Source organism: Variovorax sp. efr-133-TYG-130 (assembly GCF_030208835.1).
In the GTDB taxonomy this organism is placed as follows: domain Bacteria; phylum Pseudomonadota; class Gammaproteobacteria; order Burkholderiales; family Burkholderiaceae_C; genus Variovorax.
Genome location: NZ_JARVTD010000010.1, coordinates 154,980 through 175,197, shown reverse-complemented (window position 1 = coordinate 175,197; position 20,218 = coordinate 154,980). Strand labels below are relative to the sequence as shown.

The following is a 20,218-nucleotide window of genomic DNA, read 5'->3' as shown; positions in this document are numbered from 1 at the left end:
GCGACATGGGCGCATCCGACTTTTCCAATCTGCCGCATATCGGCGAGGCGCTGCGGCGCAAGGAAGACTACCGGTTCCTGACCGGCGCGGGCAACTACACCGACGACATCACGCTGGCCAACCAGAGCCATGCGGTTTTCGTGCGCTCTCCGCACGCGCACGCCACCGTCAAGTCGGTCGACATTTCCGAGGCCATGAAGATGCCCGGCGTGATCGGCATCTTCAGCGGCAAGGACATCGAGGGAAAGATGGGCGGGCTGCCATGCGGCTGGCTCATCAACAACCCCGACGGCACCCCCATGAAGGAGCCGATGCACCCGATCCTGGCGATCAACAAGGTGCGCTACGTGGGCGACCACGTGGCCATGGTGGTGGCCGAGACGGTCGAGCAGGCCAAGAACGCCGCCGAGGCGGTGGTGGTCGACTACGACGTGCTGCCGGCGCTCGTGAGCGTGGCCGACGCCGCCAGGAAGGCCGGCGGCGTCACCCTGCACGACGAGGCGCCCGACAACCAGTGCTACAAGTGGGCGCTGGGCGACAAGGCGGCGGTCGACGCGGCATTCGCGAACGCCGCGCACGTGACGAAGCTCGACCTGGTCAACAACCGCCTCATTCCCAACCCGATCGAGCCGCGCGTGGCCATCGGCAGCTACAGCCGGGGCACCGACGACTACACGCTCTACGTGTCCAACCAGAACCCGCACGTCGAGCGCCTGCTGATGACGGCCTTCGTGCTGGGCCTGCCCGAGCACAAGGTGCGCGTGATCGCGCCCGACGTGGGCGGCGGCTTCGGTTCCAAGATCTTTCTTTATGCCGAAGACGTGTGCCTGACCTGGGCGGCCAAGCAGCTCAACCGCAACATCAAGTGGACCGCCGAGCGCTCCGAGTGCTTCCTGTCGGACGCCCACGGCCGCGACCACGTGAGCCATGCCGAGATGGCGATGGACAAGGACGGCAAGTTCCTGGCCATGCGCGTGCACACCGACGCCAACCTGGGCGCCTACCTGTCGACCTTCTCCACGGCGGTGCCCACCATCCTCTACGCCACGCTGCTGGCGGGCCAGTACACCACGCCGCAGATCTACGTCGAGGTCGATGCGTGGTTCACCAACACCGCGCCGGTCGATGCCTACCGCGGCGCCGGCCGGCCCGAGGCCACCTACCTGCTGGAGCGACTGGTGTCGCGCTGCGCCTGGGAAATGAACCTGGGGCAGGACGAGATCCGCAAGCGCAACTTCATCACCGCCTTCCCGTACCAGACGCCGGTGGCGCTGCAGTACGACACCGGCGACTTCCATGCATGCATGGACAAGGCCCGGGTGCTGGCCGAGGTCGACGGCTACGCGGCGCGCAAGGCGGCCAGCGAGGCCGGCGGCAAGCTGCGCGGCATCGGCTACTCGAGCTACATCGAGGCCTGCGGCATCGCGCCGTCGAACATTGCCGGCGCGCTCGGTGCGCGGGCCGGCCTTTTCGAGTGCGGCGAGATTCGCGTGCATCCGACCGGCAGCGTGACGGTGTTCACCGGCTCGCACAGCCACGGCCAGGGCCACGAGACCACCTTCGCGCAGGTGGTGGCGGCGCGGCTGGGCATTCCGGTCGAGAACGTCGACGTGGTGCACGGGGACACCGGCCGCGTGCCTTTCGGCATGGGCACCTACGGCTCGCGCTCCATCTCGGTGGGCGGCGCGGCCATCATGAAGGCGCTCGACAAGATCGAGACCAAGGCCAAGAAGATCGCCGCGCACCTGATGGAGGCCAGCGACGCCGACATCGAGTTCGCCAACGGCGAGTTCACGGTCAAGGGCACCGACAAGAAGATCCCGTTCGGCCAGGTGGCGCTCACGGCCTACGTGCCGCACAACTACCCGCTCGACAAGCTGGAGCCCGGCCTGAACGAAACCGCCTTCTACGACCCGACCAACTTCACCTTCCCGGGCGGCACCTACATCTGCGAGGTAGAGATCGACCGGCAGACCGCCGAGGTGCGCGTGGACCGCTTCACCGCGGTGGACGACTTCGGCACCATCATCAATCCGATGATCGTCGAGGGCCAGGTGCATGGCGGACTGGTGCAGGGCATCGGCCAGGCGCTGCTCGAGAACTGCGTGTACGACAAGGAAACCGGCCAGCTGCTCACCGGCAGCTTCATGGACTACGCCATGCCGCGCGCCGCCGAGTTCCCGCAGTTCAAGCTGGACACCGTGTGCACGCCGTGCACGCACAATCCGCTGGGCACCAAGGGCTGCGGCGAAGCGGGCGCCATCGGTTCTCCGCCGGCAGTGATCAACGCCGTGCTCGACGCGCTGGCGCCATTGGGCGTCAAGGATTTCGACATGCCCGCATCGTCCAGCCGCGTCTGGGAAGCGATGCAAAAGGGCAGCGGCAGCGCCGCGGCCGACACCCTGCCGCAAGAGCCCGCGCTGGCCGCCAGCACCCAAGGCCGTCCGGCCCCCTGAACAACAAAGAAGGAACCACACCATGTACGCCTTCACCCTCGAACGGCCCGCTTCCGTGACCGATGCCACCAAGCTGGTTGCCGCCGGCGCCAAGCCGCTGGCCGGCGGCCAGACCCTGCTGGCGTCGATGAAGCTGCGGCTGTCGGCGCCCGAACAGCTGGTGGACCTGAGCGGCATCGCCGAGCTCTCGGGCATCAGGAAAGACGGCGACGCCCTCACCATCGGCGCCATGTCGCGCCACCTCGACGTGGCCAACAACGCCGACGTCAAGGCCGCCTTCCCGGCGCTGGCCGACCTGGCCTCGCGCATCGGTGACCGGCAGGTGCGCGCGATGGGCACCATCGGCGGCTCGGTGGCCAACAACGACCCGGCGGCGTGCTATCCGAGCGCGGTGCTGGGCTCGGGCGCCACCGTCGTCACGTCGAAGCGCGAGATCGCGGCCGACGACTTCTTCCTGGGCCTGTTCACCACCGCGCTGGAAGAAGATGAGCTGATCACCGCGATCCGCTTTCCCGTTCCGAAGCGCGCCGCCTACGAGAAGCTGCGCCAGAAGGCTTCGCACTTTCCGCTCGTCGGCATCTTCCTCAGCCAGGCCGCCAGCGGCGCGGTGCGCGTGGCCGTCACCGGCGCGGGCAACGGCGTGTTCCGGCATGCCGGGCTGGAAGACGCGCTGAGCCAGAACTTCACCGCCGCGGCCGCTTCCGCCGTGAAGATCGACGCGAGCGACCTCAACAGCGACCTCCATGCCTCGGCCGCCTACCGCGCGAACCTGATCAGCGTGCTCACCCAGCGCGCCGTGACCAAGGCGCTGGCTTAGGCTCCCCCCAGGCTTCGCGCACTTCGTGTCGCTTCTCCAGCCCCCTTGCAGGGGGCAACACCATCGGCCCGGCGGACCCGGTTCCGCGGTGTTCTCGAAGAGGAGGCGCGGCGCACGCTGGCCTGCCCTGGCTCTCCGCTACGCTTCGCCATGATCTTTCCGACCATCGACTCCCTCTCCGACGGTTTGATGCAGGCCGGCTACTTCGCCGACCGGCGCCTGGCGACGGCCGTGTTCCTGGCGCTCAAGCTGCAGCGGCCGCTGCTGCTCGAGGGCGAACCCGGCGTGGGCAAGACCGAGCTGGCCAAGGCGTTGTCGACCGCTCTGAACCGCGAGCTGCTGCGCCTGCAGTGCTACGACGGGCTGGAGCAGCGCGAGGCGCTCTATGAATGGAACTACGCGGCGCAACTGCTGCACATGCGCGCGGCCGAAGCGACGGGCGCCGCGCGCGACGTGGAAGCCGAGGTCTACCAGCCGCACTACCTGATCCGCCGCCCCCTTCTGCAGGCACTGCAGACCCCCGCGCCGGGGGCCGTGCTGCTGATCGACGAAGTGGACCGCGCCGACGAGCCCTTCGAGGCCTTCCTGCTCGAGTACCTGGGCGAGTACCAGGTGAGCATTCCGGAGCTGGGCACGGTGCGCGCCGTGGTGCCGCCCGTCACCATCCTCACGAGCAACCGCACGCGCGAGCTCAACGACGCGGTCAAGCGCCGCTGCCTCTACCACTGGCTCGACTATCCCGAGCGCGAACGCGAGCTGGCCATCGTGCGGGCCCAGGTGCCGCAGGCCAGCGAGAAGCTGTCGGCGCAGGTGTCGGCCTTTGTCGCGCGGCTGCGCGAGGCGCCGTTCGTCAACGCTTTCCAGCGCGCGCCCGGCATTGCCGAGAGCGTGGAGTGGGCGCGCGCGCTGATCGCGCTAGACACCGTCGAGCTCGATCCCGAAGTGGTGGTCGACACCGCCGGCATCCTGTTCAAGCAGCGCGACGACGTGGCCGCGCTCACGCAGGAGCTGGCGTCCGACCTGCTGCGTCCCGAGGAGCCGGCCGCGCGCTGAGCGCGCTGGGCACGCATGGCCGGCATCCAGCAACTCGGCGACGTCCGCAGCGGCAAGCTCGCCGGCAACATCACCGCCTTCGGCCGGGCGCTGCGCCGTGCCGGCGTACGCACCGACGCGGCGCGCATCGCGCTGGCCGCCGAGGCCGCCACGCTGGTGGGCGTGGAAGACAAGCTCGACCTGGGCGCGGCGATGGAAGCCGTGATGGTCAGCCGCGAGCAGGACCGCATGGTGTTCCGCGAGCTGTTCGACGCCTGGTTTCGCGACCCGGAACTGGCCAACAAGCTGCTCGCGCAGATGCTGCCCACCGCCGAGGGCAAGGCGGAGCCGTCGAAGCGCCGCCCGCGCGTGCGAGAGGCGCTCACCGCGCCGCGCAAGGCCGCCAGGCCTGCCGAGCCCGCCAAGCCCGACCGCGAGATCGAGTTCGACGCCGCCATGACGTCGAGCGACCGCCAGCGGCTGCAGCATGCCGACTTCAACGCGCTCGGCGCTTCCGAATACCGGCTGGTGGAGCGGCTCGCGCGCGACATCTCGCTGCCGGTTCCGTCGCTGCCGTCGCGCCGCCTGCGCGCGGCGGGCGATGCCGGCCGGCAGCATGCGCGCATGCACTGGCCCGGCGTGCTGCACGAGGCTGCGCGCACCGGCGGCGAGATCCTGCGGCTGCCCCGGTTGGCGCGCCGCGAACAGCCCTTGCCGCTGCTGGTGCTGGTCGACGTCTCGGGCTCGATGGAGCGCTATGCGCGACTGCTGCTGGCCTTTCTCCATGCGGCAACCCGCCGTGCCGGCCGGCGCGACGTGTTCGCCTTCGGCACCGACCTGACCGACCTGACGCCCGCCTTCCGGCTGGCCGACACCGACGACATGCTGGTCGCCGCCGGCGTGGCCATCGACGACTTCGCCGGCGGCACCCGGCTGGGCGCTTCGCTGGCCGAACTGCGCCGCGCCCACGCCCGCCGCCTGACCGGCCGCCGCACGCTGGTGCTGGTGATCAGCGACGGCCTGGACACCGGGGAGCCCGAAGTGCTGCAACAGGAGTTGCTCTGGCTCAAGCGCCATTCGCGCCGGCTGCTGTGGCTCAACCCGCTGCTGCGCTTCGAAGGCTACGCCCCTCTGGCCCGTGGGGCCGCCGTGCTGCACCGCCATGCGGACGCGATGCTCGCGGTCCACAATCTCAACGCGCTCGAGCAGCTGGCCGCCAGCCTCGCCGCCCTGATGCGAGCCGGACGTTGACGCGCCCGGCAGCGCCGAAAAAAAAGGAAGCCCACCATGGAAATGCTCGGAAACCGCCACCTCGGCATCACCCAACAACAAGCCTGGGAAGCGCTCAACGACCCCGAGACGCTGAAGAAATGCATTCCCGGCTGCGACAAGTTCGAACTGACGGGCGACAACACCTACAGCGTCGCGCTCGCGGTGAAGATCGGCCCCGTGTCGGCCAAGTTCAACGGCAAGGTGGTGCTGTCGGACATCGTGGCGCCCAACGGCTACAAGCTGAGCTTCGAGGGGCAGGGCGGCGTGGCGGGGTTTGCCAAGGGCTCTTCCAGCGTCACGCTCAAGCCGTCGGAAGGCGCCGCCGCGCCCGATGCCGGCTGCGAGCTCGACTACACGGTACAGGCCCAGGTCGGCGGCAAGATCGCCCAGCTCGGGCAGCGGCTGATCGACGGCGCGGCCAAGTCGACCGCCGACGACTTCTTCAAGCGCTTCGAGGCGGAGATGCAGAGCCGCTACGGCCCGCCACCGGCCGCCGCCCCCGAGGGCGCCGAAGCGCCCGCCGAGAAGACGGGCGTCATGTCCGGCCTCATGAAGAAGATCGGACTCGGCAAGAAGGACGACTCGCTCCCGCCGGGCGACGCCGCCTGAGGAACCGAGGGAGCGAGCCATGGAGAACCTCGACGTCATGGTGCTGCGCACGCTGCGCGATTGGCGGCGTGCCGGCAAGCGCGCGCTGCTGACGACCGTGGTGCGCACCTGGGGCTCGTCGCCGCGGCCCGTGGGCTCGATCATGGCCCTGGCCGAAGACGGCGCGGTGGTCGGCTCGGTCTCGGGCGGCTGCATCGAGGACGACCTGATCGCGCGCTACAGCCATGCCCACGGCAAGGGCGAGGACGTGCCGCTGGGCGCGCCTCCCGCGCTCGTCAAGTACGGCATCACCGCCGACGAGGCGCACCGCTTCGGCCTGCCCTGCGGCGGTACGCTGGAGCTGCTGCTCGAATACGCGCCCGATGCCGATTCGCTCGACCTGCTGGTGGCGCAACTGGAGCAGGGCCGGCTCATGCGGCGCACCGTCACGCTGGCCACCGGCGCGGTGCGGCTGGCGGAAGCCAAGGCGCCCGACGAGCTCACGGTGAACGACACCGAACTGACCAACACCTTCGGCCCCGAATACCGCATGCTGCTGATCGGCGCCGGCCAGCTCGCCGAGTACCTCGCGACCATGGCCAAGTTCAGCGGCTTCGCGGTCACGCTGTGCGACCCGCGCGCCGAATACCGCACCGCATGGTCGCTGCCCGGGGTGCACATCACCACCGAGATGCCCGACGACGCGGTGCTGGCCTTCCGGCCCGACCGCCGCAGCTGCGTGGTGGCGCTCACGCACGACCCCAAGCTCGACGACCTGGCGTTGCTGGAAGCCCTGCAGAGCGAAGCTTTCTACGTCGGCGCCATCGGCTCGCGGCGCAATGCCGACGCGCGGCGCGACCGCATGATCGAGCACTTCGACCAGACCGACGAATCGCTGGCGCGGCTGCGCGGGCCCATCGGCATCTACATCGGCAGCAAGACGCCGCCGGAGATCGCGGTGAGCGTGATGGCGGAGATTCTTGCGGTGAAGAACGCGGTGACGCTGCCGCGCGAAATGGAGGTGGCGCGGGCCAAGGAGATGCAGCAGCTGCAGCCGAGCTGAGCGCGCCCGGGCGGCTGCCTCAGTTCGACTTGGCTTCAGGGGGCACGTCGCCGCCCTTTTGCCGTTCGCGGAACAGCGCCGCGCGCATCAGGAAGATGGTGGTGATCGGCGCGGTGAGCGCGATGAACAGCACGATCAGCACCGCGTGCAGGAACAGGCTGAAGCCCTGCACCGAGAAATACACGATGGTGGCAACGGTCATGCACCACACGCCCACCGTCGCGCCCAGCGTGGGCGCGTGGATGCGGCGGAAGAAGGTCGGCATCCGCAGCAGGCCGAAGGAGCCGATGGCCGCGAAGGCCGCGCCCAGCACGGCGAATACGGCGGTGATGATCTCGGCCCACAGCGGCAGCGGGCCAATGATGAAATCGTTCATTCGATCACCTCCCCGCGCAGCAGGAACTTGGCCATGGCCGTGGAGCCGACGAAGCCGAACAGCGCGACCAGCATGGCCGCCTCGAAGTAGACGTTGCTCGCGTAGATGATGCCGAGCACCAGCATCATGAGCATGCCGTTGATGTAGAGGCAGTCGAGCGCCATGACGCGGTCTTGCGCGGTGGGGCCGATCAGCAACCGCGAGAGCGCGCACAGCATGGCCACGGCCAGCAGGAACAGCGCGAACTTCAGGGCCCAGAAGAGGACGGGTGTCATGACTCGAAGATCTCCATCAGGGGGCGTTCGTAGCGCTGCTTGATCATCGCGATGAAGGCGGCCTCGTCGTCGAGGTCGAACACGTGGATCAGCAGCGTGCTGCGGTCGAACGACACCTCGCCCCAGGCGGTGCCGGGCGTGAGGCACATGATCATCGCTAGCACGGCCAGCCCGTTGGGGTCGCGCATGTCGAGCGGGATCTGGACGAACTTCGAGGCGATGCCGCTCGTGCGGCGGGTGAGCAGCAGCCGGGCCACGTCGTACGCCGACTTGAGCATGTCGAAGGTCACCAGGAACGACAGCCGCAGCGCGACGCCGGGCCTGCGCATGCGCACGGCGGCCGGGCGCAGGCTCTCGGTCAGCAGAGGCACCGCAATGGCCAGGATCACGGCCGAGACCAGCGTGCTCGCTTCGAGCGACTGGTTGAGCAGCAGCCAGACGACGAAGAGCGCGAACGACAGCGGCGGGGAAGGCAGCAAACGCTTCATGGGGCCGCGCCTTCCTGTTTCTTCTCCGCCGCGGGCACGGGGTTGGGCACCTGCCGGGCGCCGAACACCGCCTGGCGATAGGCCACCGGGTTCTTCAGGCCCTGCGCGGTGGCCATGGCATGGCGCATCACGGGCTCGGCCCACACGGTGAGCGCCACGCAGGCCGCCAGCAGGCCCGCCACGGGCAGCACTTCGAGCGCGGGCAGCGAGGGCATGTTGGCGTGCGGCTGGGTCCAGAAGTGGCGAATGCCGGTGCGGCTCAGCGCGATCAGCGACAGGAATCCCGAGACGATCAAGAGCGCAAGGAAGGCCCAGCCGGCGGTGCCGGGCGTCGCGCCCCCGAGCACCCCCGAGAGCATTGCGAACTTGCCGATGAAGCCCGACAGCGGCGGCAGGCCCGCCAGCAGCAGCGTGCAGCCCATGAAGCTCAGGCCCAGGAAGGCCACGCCGGCCGGGATGGCGCGGCCGTAGAGCGCCTGCGCCTCGTCGTCGAGGTTCACGTCGGCGAGCGCGCGCAGGTCTTCGGCAAGAAAGGGCGCGTTGCCCGCCGCCTCGTGCGGCGCGACGCTCATGCCGGCGTTGCGCCAGCGCTCGATCATGTCGGTCAGCAGGAAGAAGGCGCTGACCGCGAGCGTGGAGCTCAGCATGTAGTAAAGCGCGCCGGCCCACACGGCGGGCTGGCCGAGGCCGACCGCCGCGAGCAGGGTGCCGGCGGACACCAGCACGCTGAAGCCCGCAAGGTTGGACAGCCGCTGCGTACCGACGATGCCGATCGCACCCACGAACAGCGTGGCCAGCCCGGCGGCCACCAGCGCGGCCTGGCCGAAGGCGGCGGAGTCGCCGGTGTCGGGCGCGAACAGCGTGGTCCACAGCCGCAGGATCGTGTAGATGCCGAGCTTGGTCAGCAGCGCGAACACCGCGCCCACCGGGGAGACCGCCGCGCTGTAGGCCGGCACCAGCCAGAAGTTGAGCGGCCATGCGCCGGCCTTGGCGAAGAAGGCGGTCGCCAGGATGGCCGCCGCCGCGTGCACCAGGCCACGGTCGCCCGGCGAGAGTTCGGCGATGCGCATGCCCAGGTCGGCCATGTTCAGCGTGCCGGTCACGCCATAGAGAATGGCCGCGCCGATCAGGAACAGCGAAGACGCCGCGAGGTTGATGGCGATGTAGTGCAGGCCCGCCTGCACCCGCAGCCGGCCGGAGCCGTGCAGCAGCAGGCCGTACGACGCGGCCAGCATCACCTCGAAGAAGACGAACAGGTTGAACAGGTCGCCGGTGAGGAATGCGCCATTCAGGCCCATGAGCTGCAGCTGCAGCAGCGGATGGAAGTGCACCCCCGCGCGGTCCCAGCGCGAGGTGGAATAGATCGAGGCCGCGAAGGCGATGACGCCGGTGAGCGCAACCATCATGGTCGAGAGCCGGTCGGCCACCAGCACGATGCCGAAGGGCGCGCGCCAGTTGCCCGGCAGGTACACGCCGATGGAGCCGGGGCCGCCGCCGGTTTCGGGCGCGTTTACCCAGCGCAGCAGCGCCAGCGCCGCCAGCAGGCCCACCAGGCCCGAGACCACGCTCAGCGCCGACTTGGCGCGGCGGCGGTTCTCGCCCAGCAGCAGCATGAGCGCGGCCGTGAGCATGGGCACCAGGATCGGCACCGCCACCAGGTGCGGCATGCTGAACTCGAGCAGCTCGTCGAGCAGGTGAAAAACTTCCTTCACTCCGCCTCCTGCCGCTCTTCACCGTCCACGTGGTCGGTGCCGGTCAGGCCGCGCGAGGCGAGCATCACGACGAGGAACAGCGCTGTCATCGCGAAGCCGATCACGATGGCCGTGAGCACCAGCGCCTGCGGCATCGGGTCGGCCGTGTTGGCCAGCGTGGCCTCGAAACCCTTGACGAGCACCGGCTCGCTGTCGACCTTGAGCCGGCCCATGCTGAAGATGAACAGGTTGACCGCGTAGGAGATCAGCGTCAGGCCCATGATGACCTGGAAGGTGCGCGGGCGCAGCAGCATGTAGACGCCCGAGCCGGTGAGCACGCCGATGGCGAGTGCGAGCACGGCCTCCATCAGCGAGCCCCCCCGGCGGCGGTGACGGCGGCGGCCGCTTCGGCCTCTTTCTCGGCCTGTTCATCGGCCCAGCGGTGGCTTCTTATGGACTGGTGGGCCAGCGCGGTCAGGATCAGCATGGTGGCACCGAGCACCAGCGCGAACACGCCGATGTCGAAGAAGAGGGCGCTGGGCACGTGCACCTCGCCCAGCAGCGGCAGGTGCAGGTGCGCGGTGTGCGTGGTCAGGAAGGGGTAGCCCAACACCACCGCGCCGCTGCCGGTGGTGAGCGCGAACAGCAGGCCGATGGCGATCCAGCGGCGCGGGTAGATGCGCAGGTGCTCTTCCACCCACTCGGTGCCCGACACGATGAACTGCAGCACCAGCGCGACCGACATCACCAGCCCGGCGACGAAGCCGCCGCCCGGCGCGTTGTGGCCGCGCATGAAGAAGTAGACCGACACCAGCACCGCCAGCGGCAGCAGCAGCCGCACCAGCACGGCCGGCACCATCAGGTAGCCGACGGCGGTGTCCTTGGCGCGGCGCGGATTCAGCAGGTCGCTGCTGCCGTCGTCGACCTGCAGGCGCTGCTGGATCGGCAGCGCCATCGATTCGATGGCAGGGCGAAAGCGCCGCAGCAGCGCATACACCGTGAGCGCGACCACGCCCAGCACCGTGATCTCGCCGAAGGTGTCGAAGCCGCGGAAGTCGACCAGCATCACGTTGACGACATTGGTGCCGCCGCCTTCGGTGAGCGCGCGTTCGAGGAAGAAGGGGGAAATGCTCTGCGGGAAGGTCCGCGTCATCATGGCCCAGGCCAGCGCGGCCATGCCGCCGCCGGCAATGGCGGCCACCAGCAGGTCGCGGCCGCGGCGCCCCCAGGGCCGCAGCCGCGCGCGCGCAGGTTGGACGGCGTCCTTGCTGCGCATCGGCAGCCAGCGCAGGCCCAGCAGGATCAGCACCGTGGTCACGGCTTCGACCACCAGTTGCGTCAGTGCGAGGTCGGGCGCGGAGAACCAGATGTAGGTCACGCAAGAGACCAGCCCCGCGCCGGAGGCGAGCATCAGCGCCGCGAGCCGGTGGAACTTGGCCTGCCAGGCGGCGGCCAGCGCGCAGGTGCCGCCGATGAGCCAGGTCATTGCGAACATCGGCGAGAAGGGCAGCGGCTCGCGCGTGCCGGGCGCCGCGGGCGTGGCCCAGAGCGACGCGGCCGCGCCCGCCACGGCCACCACCACGAGCAACAGCAATTGCCACTGCATGCGTTTGGTGCCGAACAGGCGGCGGCTGCGTCGGCCGGTTTCGCTCAGCAGCGCGAGCAGGTGCTCGAAGATGACCTGGCCGTCGAAGCGATGCAGCAGGGGGGTGTTCTCGAGGCCGCCGCCCGCGCGCTGGCGGCGCTGCAGCAGGTACAGCATGGCGCCGCCCAGCAGCGCCACGAAGCTCATCACCAGCGGCAGGTTGAAGCCGTGCCACACGGCCAGGCTGTATTCCGGCAGCGTGCCGCCGACCACGGGCGTGGCCGCGGCGGCGAGCATCGGGCCGACCGACCACGCCGGCGCCACGCCCACCACCAGGCACACCAGCACCAGCAGCTCGACCGGCACGCGCATCCAGTGCGGCGGCTCGTGCGGGTGCTTGGGTACTTCGTCGCCGCAGGGCGGGCCGAAGAACACGTCGAACACGAAGCGCGCCGAATACGCCACGCTGAAGACGCCTGCGATGGTGGCGATGACCGGCAGGCTGAAATCGACCCACGGCGTCGACTGGATGAACACCGTCTCGGCGAAGAACATTTCCTTCGAGAGAAAGCCGTTGAGAAGCGGCACGCCGGCCATCGAGGCGCTGGCGATGATGGCCAGCGTGCCCGTGATGGGCATCAGCCGCATCAGGCCGCTGAGCTTGCGGATGTCGCGCGTGCCCGTCTCATGGTCGATGATGCCGGCCGCCATGAACAGCGACGCCTTGAAGGTCGCGTGGTTCATCACGTGGAAGACAGCGGCCACGGCGGCCAGCGGGCTGTTCAGGCCCAGCAGCAGCGTGATGAGCCCCAGGTGCGAGATGGTCGAGTAGGCCAGCAGCGCCTTCAGGTCGCGCTGGAACATGGCGATGAAGCCGCCCAGCAGCAGCGTGATGGCGCCGGCACCGCCCACCAGCCAGAACCATTGCTCGGTGCCCGAGAGCACGGGCCACAGCCGCGCCATCAGGAACACGCCCAGCTTCACCATGGTGGCCGAGTGCAGGTAGGCCGACACCGGTGTAGGCGCGGCCATGGCGCGCGGCAGCCAGAAATGGAACGGGAACTGCGCGCTCTTTGTGAAGGCGCCCAGCAGCACCAGCACCAGCGCGGTGGGGTAGAGCGCATGCGCGCGGATCAGGTCGCCCGAGGCCAGCACCACGTCGAGCTCGTAGCTGCCGACGATGCGGCCCAGCACCAGCACGCCGGCCAGCAGGCACAGCCCGCCCGCGCCGGTGACGGTGAGCGCCATGCGCGCGCCGCGCCGCGCGTCGCGGCGGTGGTGCCAGTAGCCGATCAGCAGGAAGGAGAAAAGGCTGGTGAGCTCCCAGAACAGCACCATCTGGATCAGGTTGCCCGAGAGCACCACGCCCATCATCGCGCCCATGAACGCGAGGAAGAAAGAGAAGAATCGCGGCACCGGGTCGGAGGCCGACATGTAGTAGCGCGCATAAAGCACCACCAGCGCGCCGATGCCCAGCACCAGCATGCAGAACAGCCATGCGAAGCCGTCCATGCGGAACACCAGGTTCAGCCCGAGGGCCGGAAGCCATTCGATCTCTTGCCGAAGCACATTGCCGTGCGCGATCTGCGGAAAGAACCATGCGGCCTGGATGGCGCAGCCCAGCGCCACGAGCCCCGCGAGCGTCGACTCCCTGTTGCGCGCGTTGGAGGGCATCAACGCGGCCAGCACGCTGGCAATGAAAGGGAGTGCGACGAGAAAGACCAGGGGCATTGTGGTTGATTCTATCGGCGGCCCCTATCAAAGGCCTTATCTATAACCGCAAGACATAAGGCAGTTTTCTGGACATTCAGGCCGAGAAAGCCTGCACGGTTCGAAAGCCCAGCCACGTGAGGCACAGCGAGCCGCCCAGGTGCAGCATGAGCGTGGCCAGCGCGAGGCCGAGCCGGCCGTTCATCAGCATGCCGACGACCTCGGCCGAGAAACTGGAGAAGGTCGTCAGGGTGCCGAGGAAGCCGGTGATGACCATCAGGCGCCAGGCCGGGTCGATGTCCGGCAGGCCGTTGAACACGCCGATGGCGATGCCGATGAGGTAGCCGCCGATCAGGTTGACCGCCAGCGTGCCCCAGGGCAGCACGCCTCCGGGGTTGAGCCAGGTGGCAAAGCCCCAGCGCATGAGGGCGCCGACGCAGGCGGCAAGGCAGATGACAAGGGCATTCAGCAGCATGCGCCGGATTATCCGCAAGCTGTCGCCCCAAATGAAAAAGCCGCCCGGAGGCGGCTTCGTGATGTGCTGGCGAGGCTCAGGACTTCGAGGCCTTGGCCGCCTTGGTTTCCTTCGGCGCGGCGGCCGCGCCGGAGAAGCCCTGGCCGTTGACCGTCAGGCCCTCGGCCGACAGCTTGGCGGCCTTCTTTTCCTTCACGCCCTTCACGCGCTGCATGAAGTCGGGCCAGTCCTTGAATTCCTTTTCCTTGCGCGCTTCGATGATGCGCTTCGACATGGAGGGCCCCACACCCTTGAGGCCGTCGAGTTCGGCGACGGTGCCCTTGTTGGCATCGACCGCTGCGAACGAGGTGATGGCGAACAGCATGGCCGTGGTGGCCAACAGCTTCTTGAACATTTGAAAACTCCCTGTGATTTGTTGATGTGACAGACAGCCGACGAGCACGTCGGCCCGGGCACAACGGGATCAGGGAGCGGGGCGTTGACGCCCTGGGGCCGCAATCGCCTCAGGGTGACCATTGTTCTGAATTGTGGTCAGAGTTCTTCCACGCGGCGGGGTGGATAGCTGTCCCACGCCTGGCAGCCGGGGCAGTGCCAGAAGTACTGGTGCGCCTCGAAGCCGCATGCCGCGCAGCGGTAGCGCATCAGCGGCCGGGTGGCCTGGTCGAGCGCCCGTTGCACCTGCGGATGGAACTGCTCGTGCTCGAAGCGTTCGCCCGCCAGCCAGCGCGATGCGGCCACCAGCGAAGGCTGCTGCGCGAGGTGGGCGATGTAGCCGTCGCGCGGCGTGGGGTGCGGATCTTCGGCGGTGGCGGTGGGCTTGCCGCCGAGGGCGATCAGCGCCTCGAGCACGTCGATCGACGGCGATTCGACATAGCGCCGCTGCAGCAGCGCGAGCGCCTCGCCTTCGCGGTGCGCGCCGACGGCCGCCTGCTGCAGCGTGGCGGCATAGAGCGGCAGCGCGAGCGGCGCGGTTTCGCTGAGCGCCACGAGGGTGTCGAAGGCCGCTGCCGGTTCGCTCTTGCGCAGCTGGAGGTTGGCGGTGTCGATGGCGGGACGCGGTGCCTGCGGCGCCAGCTCGACGGCCTGCGCGAGCAGCTTGGTGGCGCCGGGCAGGTCGCTGGCAGCCACGCGCTCGGTGGCCTGCTCGCACAGGTGGTGTGCGCGGCGCGTGGCGTAGCTGGCCTGATCCGATTCGTCGAGCTTCTGGGCCACGTCGGCGGCCTGCGCCCATTCGCGCGAGCGCTCGTAGATGGCCAGCAGCGACAGGCGGGCCTCGTTCTCGTAGCGCGTGCCTTCGAGCTTCTGCAATGCGGCTTCGGCGCGATCGAGCAGGCCGGCGCGCAGGAAGTCTTGCGCCAGGGCGTGCTGCGCGCGTTCGCGGTCGCTGCGGCTCAGGTCGCCACGGCCTAGCAGGTGCTCATGCACGCGCACGGCGCGCTGGTATTCGCCGCGGCGGCGGAACAGGTTGCCGAGGGCGAAGTGCAACTCCTGTGTGTCGGGGTCGTTCTGTACGGCCTCGATGAAGGCGTCGATGGCCTGGTCCTGCTGCTCGTTGAGCAGGAAGTTCAAGCCGCGGAAGTAGGCCTTGGGGGCTTGCCTATTCTCGAGCTTGAGCTGGCGGATGTCGAAGCGCGATGCGAGCCAGCCCAGCACGAAGGCGATGGGCAGGCCGATCAGCAGCCAGCTGGGATCAAAGTCCATGTTGACGTACGGCGGGAAGGTCGGGGGCGGAAGTGGGCTGGGCCGCTGCAGGAGCGGCCACGGCCGCCGATGCCGCGGGGGACGGTGCTTCGGCGGGGACTGCAGGCAACTGCGCCGCCGCGGTACGGTGTTTCCACCAGCCCGGCAGCATGCCGAGCGCACCCACCACGAGCCCGCCGGCAAAGGCCGCGAGCACGACGAGCACCAGTGGTGCGCGCCAGTAGGTGCCGAAGAAGAAATAGACGGTCGCGTCGTGCTGGTTGTTCAGCGCGAAGGCGAATAGCGTAAAAAAAATGGCTGCCTTGAGCAGCCACAGGAGGTATTTCATAGCCGTTCCCGTTGCCGGGAGCATTCTACGTTTGCAGGCATTCTGATCGTCCGTGCGTCAGGCCTTGCGGGCCTTGGCTTCCTTGTCCGCGTCGAGCTCGGCCGTCTTTGCATCCACGGCTTCGCGCAGCGCCTTGCCGGGCTTGAAGTGCGGCACTCGTTTTTCGGGAATCTGCACGCTCTCGCCCGAACGCGGGTTGCGGCCGATGCGCGGCGGACGGCGGTTGACCGAGAAGCTGCCGAAGCCACGGATTTCGATGCGGTGCCCGCGCACCAGGGCGTCGCTCATCGCGTCGAGGATGGTCTTGACGGCGTATTCGGCGTCGCGGTGCGTCAGTTGCGCAAAGCGGGCTGCGAGTTCTTCGACGAGGTCTGAGCGGGTCATGGGCCAAACAAAAACGTGGACGAAAAAAAAGACAGAGCGGCCCCAGGGCCTGCTCTGTCTCCGGACTCAGCTTACTTGTTGTCGCTGTTGTCGAGCTTGGCGCGCAGCAGTGCGCCCAGGCTGGTCGTGCCCGCGTTTTCGCGTGCCGACTGCTGGCTCAGGCTGGCCATGGCGCCTTGTTCGTCGACCATGTCCTTCTGCTTGATCGACAGCTGGATGTTGCGGGTCTTGCGATCCACATTCACGACGATGGCGGTGACTTCGTCGCCTTCCTTCAGCACGTTGCGGGCATCTTCGACGCGGTCGCGCGAGATTTCCGAAGCACGCAGGTAGCCGATGATGTCTTCGCCGAGGTCGATTTCAGCGCCGCGGGCGTCAACCGTCTTGACCTTGCCGGTCACGATCTGGCCCTTGTCGTTCACGGTGGTGAACGTGGTGAACGGGTCGCTGTCGAGCTGCTTGATGCCCAGCGAGATGCGCTCGCGGTCGACGTCGACTGCCAGCACGATCGCTTCGACTTCCTGGCCCTTCTTGTAGTTGCGAACGGCGGTTTCGCCGGCTTCGTTCCACGAGAGGTCCGAGAGGTGAACCAGGCCGTCGATGCCGGCAGCCAGACCCACGAACACGCCGAAGTCGGTGATCGACTTGATCGGGCCCTTGACGCGGTCGCCACGCTTCGTGTTCTGGGCGAACTCTTGCCACGGGTTGGCCTTGCACTGCTTCATGCCCAGGCTGATGCGGCGCTTGTCTTCGTCGATTTCCAGGACCATGACTTCGACTTCGTCGCCCAGCGAGACGATCTTGTTCGGAGCGATGTTCTTGTTGGTCCAGTCCATTTCGGAGACGTGCACCAGGCCTTCGATGCCGGGTTCGAGTTCGACGAACGCGCCGTAGTCGGCAATGTTCGTGACCTTGCCGAACAGGCGGGTCGATTGCGGGTAGCGGCGCGAAACGCCCATCCACGGGTCGTCGCCCATTTGCTTGAGACCCAGCGAGACACGGTTCTTCTCGGTGTCGAACTTGAGGATCTTGGCGGTGATTTCCTGGCCGGCCTGAACGACTTCGCTCGGGTGGCGGACACGGCGCCATGCCATGTCGGTGATGTGCAGCAGGCCGTCGATGCCGCCGAGGTCCACGAACGCACCGTATTCGGTGATGTTCTTGACCACGCCGCGCACGACTGCGCCTTCCTTCAGCGTTTCCATCAGCTTGGCGCGTTCTTCGCCCATGCTGGCTTCGACCACGGCACGGCGCGACAGCACGACGTTGTTGCGCTTGCGGTCGAGCTTGATGACCTTGAATTCGAGGGTCTTGTTCTCGTACGGGGTCAGGTCCTTGATCGGACGCGTGTCGATCAGCGAGCCCGGCAGGAACGCGCGGATGCCGTTGACCAGGACCGTGAGGCCGCCCTTGACCTTGCCGCTGGTGGTGCCGGTGACGAAGTCGCCCGATTCCAGTGCCTTCTCCAGGGCGAGCCACGAAGCCAGACGCTTGGCGGTGTCGCGCGAGAGGATGGTGTCGCCGTAGCCGTTTTCAACGCTGCCGATGGCAACGGAAACGAAATCGCCGGCCTGAACTTCGAGTTCGCCCTTGTCGTTCTTGAACTCTTCGATCGGCACATACGCTTCGGACTTCAGACCGGCGTTGACGACGACGTGGTTGTGTTCGACACGCACGACTTCGGCCGTGATGACCTCGCCGGTGCGCATTTCGGAACGCTTCAGGGACTCTTCGAATAGGTCGGCAAAAGATTCAGACATTTATGGTTCCTTCCGTCAGGCAGGGTTGGCAGGCGCTCATGCGAAATTGCGTGCGGCTGCTGTGGGTCTGTAGACGGCGGTTTTGTGGGCTTTTTGGATATAAACCCGGGTTGGTTGAACAACCAGCAGGCCGGTGCGCTGTCGCGCGAAGAGAGCCTGCTGGAGCGGTATGCGCCTTTGGATATTCCGTCTGGCGCCAGCTTTTCAAGCGGACTTGAAAGGCTGTACTTGCTGCCACCAGTCCAACACCTGGTCGATCGATTGCTCGATGGACAGCTGGGAGTTGTCGAGGTGGCGGGCGTCCTGCGCCGGCTTGAGGGGGGCGACGCTGCGGGAGGAATCCCGGGCGTCACGCGCTTCCAAGTCGGAGCGAAGACTGTCGAGTGTAGTCGAAATACCCTTTGAAATCAACTGCTTATGGCGCCGTTCGGCGCGCTCGGCGGCGCTGGCCGTGAGGAACACCTTGAGCGCCGCGTCGGGGAAGATCACGGTGCCCATGTCGCGGCCGTCGGCCACCAGCCCGGGCAACTGGCGAAAACGCTGCTGCAGGGCCAGCAGCGCCGCGCGCACGGCGGGCAGCGTGGAGACGCGGGAGGCGTCCATGCCGGCCGCCTCGGTGCGGATCTCGTCGCTGACGTCTTCGCCGGCCAGCAGCACCTTGCCCTCGGTGAATTGCAGGGGCAGGCCGGCGGCGAGGGCGGCGATCTGCGCTTCGTGCTGGGCGTCGGCGCTCAGGCCGGCGCGGCGCATGGCCAGGCCTGTCACGCGATAGAGCGAGCCCGAATCGAGGTAGTGGTAGCCCAGCAGCCGCGCCACTTCGGCCGCCAGCGTGCCTTTGCCGGAGGCGGTCGGGCCGTCGATGCAGATCACCGGCACCTCCGTGGCCTCGGCCACCGAGAACAGGGTCTCGAAATAGTCGGGGAAGGTCTTGGCGACGCAATGCGGATCGAGGATGCGCACCGGCACGCCCGCCGGGTTGAACGCCGCGAGCGAGAAGCACATGGCCACGCGGTGGTCGTCGTAGGTGTGGATGCTCGCGGGACGCCAGCCGGCCTGGTCCAACGGGTACACGCGGATGAAGTCCGGCCCGGCCTCGACGGCGGCACCGAGCTTCTTCAGCTCGTTGGCCATGGCGTCGATGCGGTCGGTTTCCTTCACGCGCCAGCTCGCGATGTTGCGCAGCGTGGTCGGGCCGTCGGCATACAGCGCCATGACGGCCAGCGTCATCGCCGCGTCGGGGATGTGGTTGGCGTCGATGTCGATGGCCTTGAGCGGCCAGGCGCCGCGGCGCACTTCGAGCCAGTTGGGGCCGCTGTCGACCTGCGCGCCCATCTGGCGGGCTGCGTCGATGAAGCGGATGTCGCCCTGGATCGAATCGGCGCCCACGCCCTCGATGCGGATGCCGTTCCTGCCGGAAACGCCGGTCGCGATGGCGCCCAGTGCTATGAAATAGCTGGCGGAAGAAGCATCGGCCTCGACGTGGATGTCGCCGGGCGAGCTGTACTGGCTGCCGGCAGGAATGGTGAAGCGTTCCCAGCCGTCGCGGCGCACATGGATGCCGAAGCGCGCCAGCAGGTTCAGCGTGATCTCGATGTAGGGCTTGGAGATCAGCTCGCCGACCACCTCGATCACGATGTCGTTGGCGGCAGCCAGCGGCAATGCCAGCAGCAGCGCGGTCAGGAACTGGCTCGACACGTCGCCCCGCACGCGGATCGGCGCATCGAGCGCCAGTTCGCCGTGCGGCACCGGGTGGATGCGCAGCGGCGGATAGCCGGGGTTGCCGAGGTAGTCGATGCGGCAGCCGAGCTGGGTCAGTGCGTCGACGAGGTCGCCGATCGGGCGCTCGTGCATGCGCGGCACGCCGCTGAGCTCGAACTCGCCGCCCAGCAGCGACAGCGCCGCAGTCAGCGGACGCATCGCGGTACCGGCGTTGCCGAGGAACAGCGGCAGCAGCGTCTCGCTGGGCTGGAGCTGGCCGCCGAGGCCGGTGATGCGCAGGGTGTTGCCGTCCGGATCGATGCCGCAGCCGAGCGCGCGCAGCGCGGTGAGCATCACGCGCGTGTCGTCGGAATCGAGCAGGTCGTGGATGGTGGTGGTGCCGCTGGCGAGCGCCGCCAGCAGCAGCACGCGGTTGGAGATGCTCTTGGAACCCGGCAGCCGCACCGTGCCGGCCGCGCCCGCGAGGGCCGGCAGGTCGAGGAAGGTGGTGGAGAACAT

19 protein-coding genes are annotated in these 20,218 nt (G+C 68.1%); 6 read left to right on the top strand and 13 right to left on the bottom strand.

Annotated elements, in window-relative coordinates:
- Positions 1–5: 5 nt before the first annotated feature.
- The 6 genes from QRN67_RS12210 (at position 6) to QRN67_RS12185 (ending at position 7,228) form a co-directional block, all read left to right on the top strand.
- Positions 6–2,456, top strand: a complete 2,451-nt coding sequence (locus tag QRN67_RS12210) for a xanthine dehydrogenase family protein molybdopterin-binding subunit (RefSeq protein ID WP_081266828.1) — start codon at positions 6–8, stop codon at positions 2,454–2,456.
- Positions 2,457–2,478: 22 nt separating this feature from the next.
- On the top strand, positions 2,479–3,273 hold the full coding sequence (locus QRN67_RS12205; RefSeq protein WP_081266827.1) for an FAD binding domain-containing protein: 795 nt from the start codon (positions 2,479–2,481) through the stop codon (positions 3,271–3,273).
- A 150-nt stretch (positions 3,274–3,423) separates the two neighbouring features.
- Positions 3,424–4,326 (top strand): AAA family ATPase, encoded by a 903-nt coding sequence (locus QRN67_RS12200; RefSeq protein WP_106935185.1) that lies wholly within the window; start codon positions 3,424–3,426, stop codon positions 4,324–4,326.
- Between the two features lie 15 nt (positions 4,327–4,341).
- Positions 4,342–5,556 (top strand): vWA domain-containing protein, encoded by a 1,215-nt coding sequence (locus QRN67_RS12195; RefSeq protein ID WP_285411980.1) that lies wholly within the window; start codon positions 4,342–4,344, stop codon positions 5,554–5,556.
- Between the two features lie 36 nt (positions 5,557–5,592).
- Positions 5,593–6,186, top strand: a complete 594-nt coding sequence (locus QRN67_RS12190) for an SRPBCC family protein (protein ID WP_081266824.1) — start codon at positions 5,593–5,595, stop codon at positions 6,184–6,186.
- 19 nt (positions 6,187–6,205) lie between these two features.
- Positions 6,206–7,228, top strand: a complete 1,023-nt coding sequence (locus QRN67_RS12185; protein WP_081266823.1) for an XdhC family protein — start codon at positions 6,206–6,208, stop codon at positions 7,226–7,228.
- 19 nt (positions 7,229–7,247) lie between these two features.
- Here the strand turns inward: QRN67_RS12185 and mnhG are convergent, their stop codons facing one another.
- The 13 genes from mnhG to QRN67_RS12120 form a co-directional block, all read right to left on the bottom strand.
- Positions 7,248–7,604: a monovalent cation/H(+) antiporter subunit G gene (gene mnhG, locus QRN67_RS12180; RefSeq protein ID WP_081266822.1), complete on the bottom strand. Its 357-nt coding sequence runs from the start codon at positions 7,602–7,604 to the stop codon at positions 7,248–7,250.
- A complete protein-coding gene (locus QRN67_RS12175; protein ID WP_081266821.1) occupies positions 7,601–7,879 on the bottom strand; it encodes a K+/H+ antiporter subunit F in 279 nt (92 codons plus the stop codon). Before QRN67_RS12175 ends, mnhG begins: the two co-directional genes overlap by 4 nt.
- Positions 7,876–8,367 carry a Na+/H+ antiporter subunit E gene (locus QRN67_RS12170; RefSeq protein ID WP_081266820.1) on the bottom strand — a complete coding sequence of 164 codons (492 nt, stop codon included), beginning with the start codon at positions 8,365–8,367 and terminating at the stop codon, positions 7,876–7,878. Before QRN67_RS12170 ends, QRN67_RS12175 begins: the two co-directional genes overlap by 4 nt.
- On the bottom strand, positions 8,364–10,034 hold the full coding sequence (locus QRN67_RS12165; RefSeq protein ID WP_285412290.1) for a monovalent cation/H+ antiporter subunit D: 1,671 nt from the start codon (positions 10,032–10,034) through the stop codon (positions 8,364–8,366). The genes QRN67_RS12170 and QRN67_RS12165 overlap by 4 nt, the downstream gene beginning before the upstream one ends.
- A 41-nt stretch (positions 10,035–10,075) precedes the next feature.
- Complete coding sequence (locus QRN67_RS12160; RefSeq protein ID WP_106935181.1) at positions 10,076–10,426, bottom strand: Na+/H+ antiporter subunit C; 351 nt, start codon at positions 10,424–10,426, stop codon at positions 10,076–10,078.
- The gene (locus QRN67_RS12155) at positions 10,426–13,374 is read right to left on the bottom strand and encodes a monovalent cation/H+ antiporter subunit A (RefSeq protein ID WP_106935180.1); all 2,949 of its coding nucleotides are present in this window, start codon (positions 13,372–13,374) and stop codon (positions 10,426–10,428) included. Before QRN67_RS12155 ends, QRN67_RS12160 begins: the two co-directional genes overlap by 1 nt.
- Before the next feature lie 76 nt (positions 13,375–13,450).
- Entirely contained in the window at positions 13,451–13,828 is a 378-nt protein-coding gene (gene crcB, locus QRN67_RS12150) for a fluoride efflux transporter CrcB (protein WP_081266817.1), read from the bottom strand.
- Positions 13,829–13,904: 76 nt separating this feature from the next.
- Positions 13,905–14,222 (bottom strand): ComEA family DNA-binding protein, encoded by a 318-nt coding sequence (locus tag QRN67_RS12145; RefSeq protein ID WP_081266816.1) that lies wholly within the window; start codon positions 14,220–14,222, stop codon positions 13,905–13,907.
- 137 nt (positions 14,223–14,359) lie between these two features.
- Positions 14,360–15,529 carry a lipopolysaccharide assembly protein LapB gene (gene lapB, locus QRN67_RS12140; RefSeq protein ID WP_106935179.1) on the bottom strand — a complete coding sequence of 390 codons (1,170 nt, stop codon included), beginning with the start codon at positions 15,527–15,529 and terminating at the stop codon, positions 14,360–14,362.
- Entirely contained in the window at positions 15,519–15,857 is a 339-nt protein-coding gene (locus QRN67_RS12135) for a LapA family protein (protein WP_081266814.1), read from the bottom strand. Before QRN67_RS12135 ends, lapB begins: the two co-directional genes overlap by 11 nt.
- Before the next feature lie 57 nt (positions 15,858–15,914).
- Positions 15,915–16,241: an integration host factor subunit beta gene (locus tag QRN67_RS12130; protein WP_081266813.1), complete on the bottom strand. Its 327-nt coding sequence runs from the start codon at positions 16,239–16,241 to the stop codon at positions 15,915–15,917.
- A gap of 71 nt (positions 16,242–16,312) precedes the next feature.
- Entirely contained in the window at positions 16,313–18,001 is a 1,689-nt protein-coding gene (rpsA, locus tag QRN67_RS12125; protein WP_081266812.1) for a 30S ribosomal protein S1, read from the bottom strand.
- 204 nt (positions 18,002–18,205) lie between these two features.
- Complete coding sequence (locus tag QRN67_RS12120; RefSeq protein WP_285411978.1) at positions 18,206–20,218, bottom strand: bifunctional 3-phosphoshikimate 1-carboxyvinyltransferase/cytidylate kinase; 2,013 nt, start codon at positions 20,216–20,218, stop codon at positions 18,206–18,208.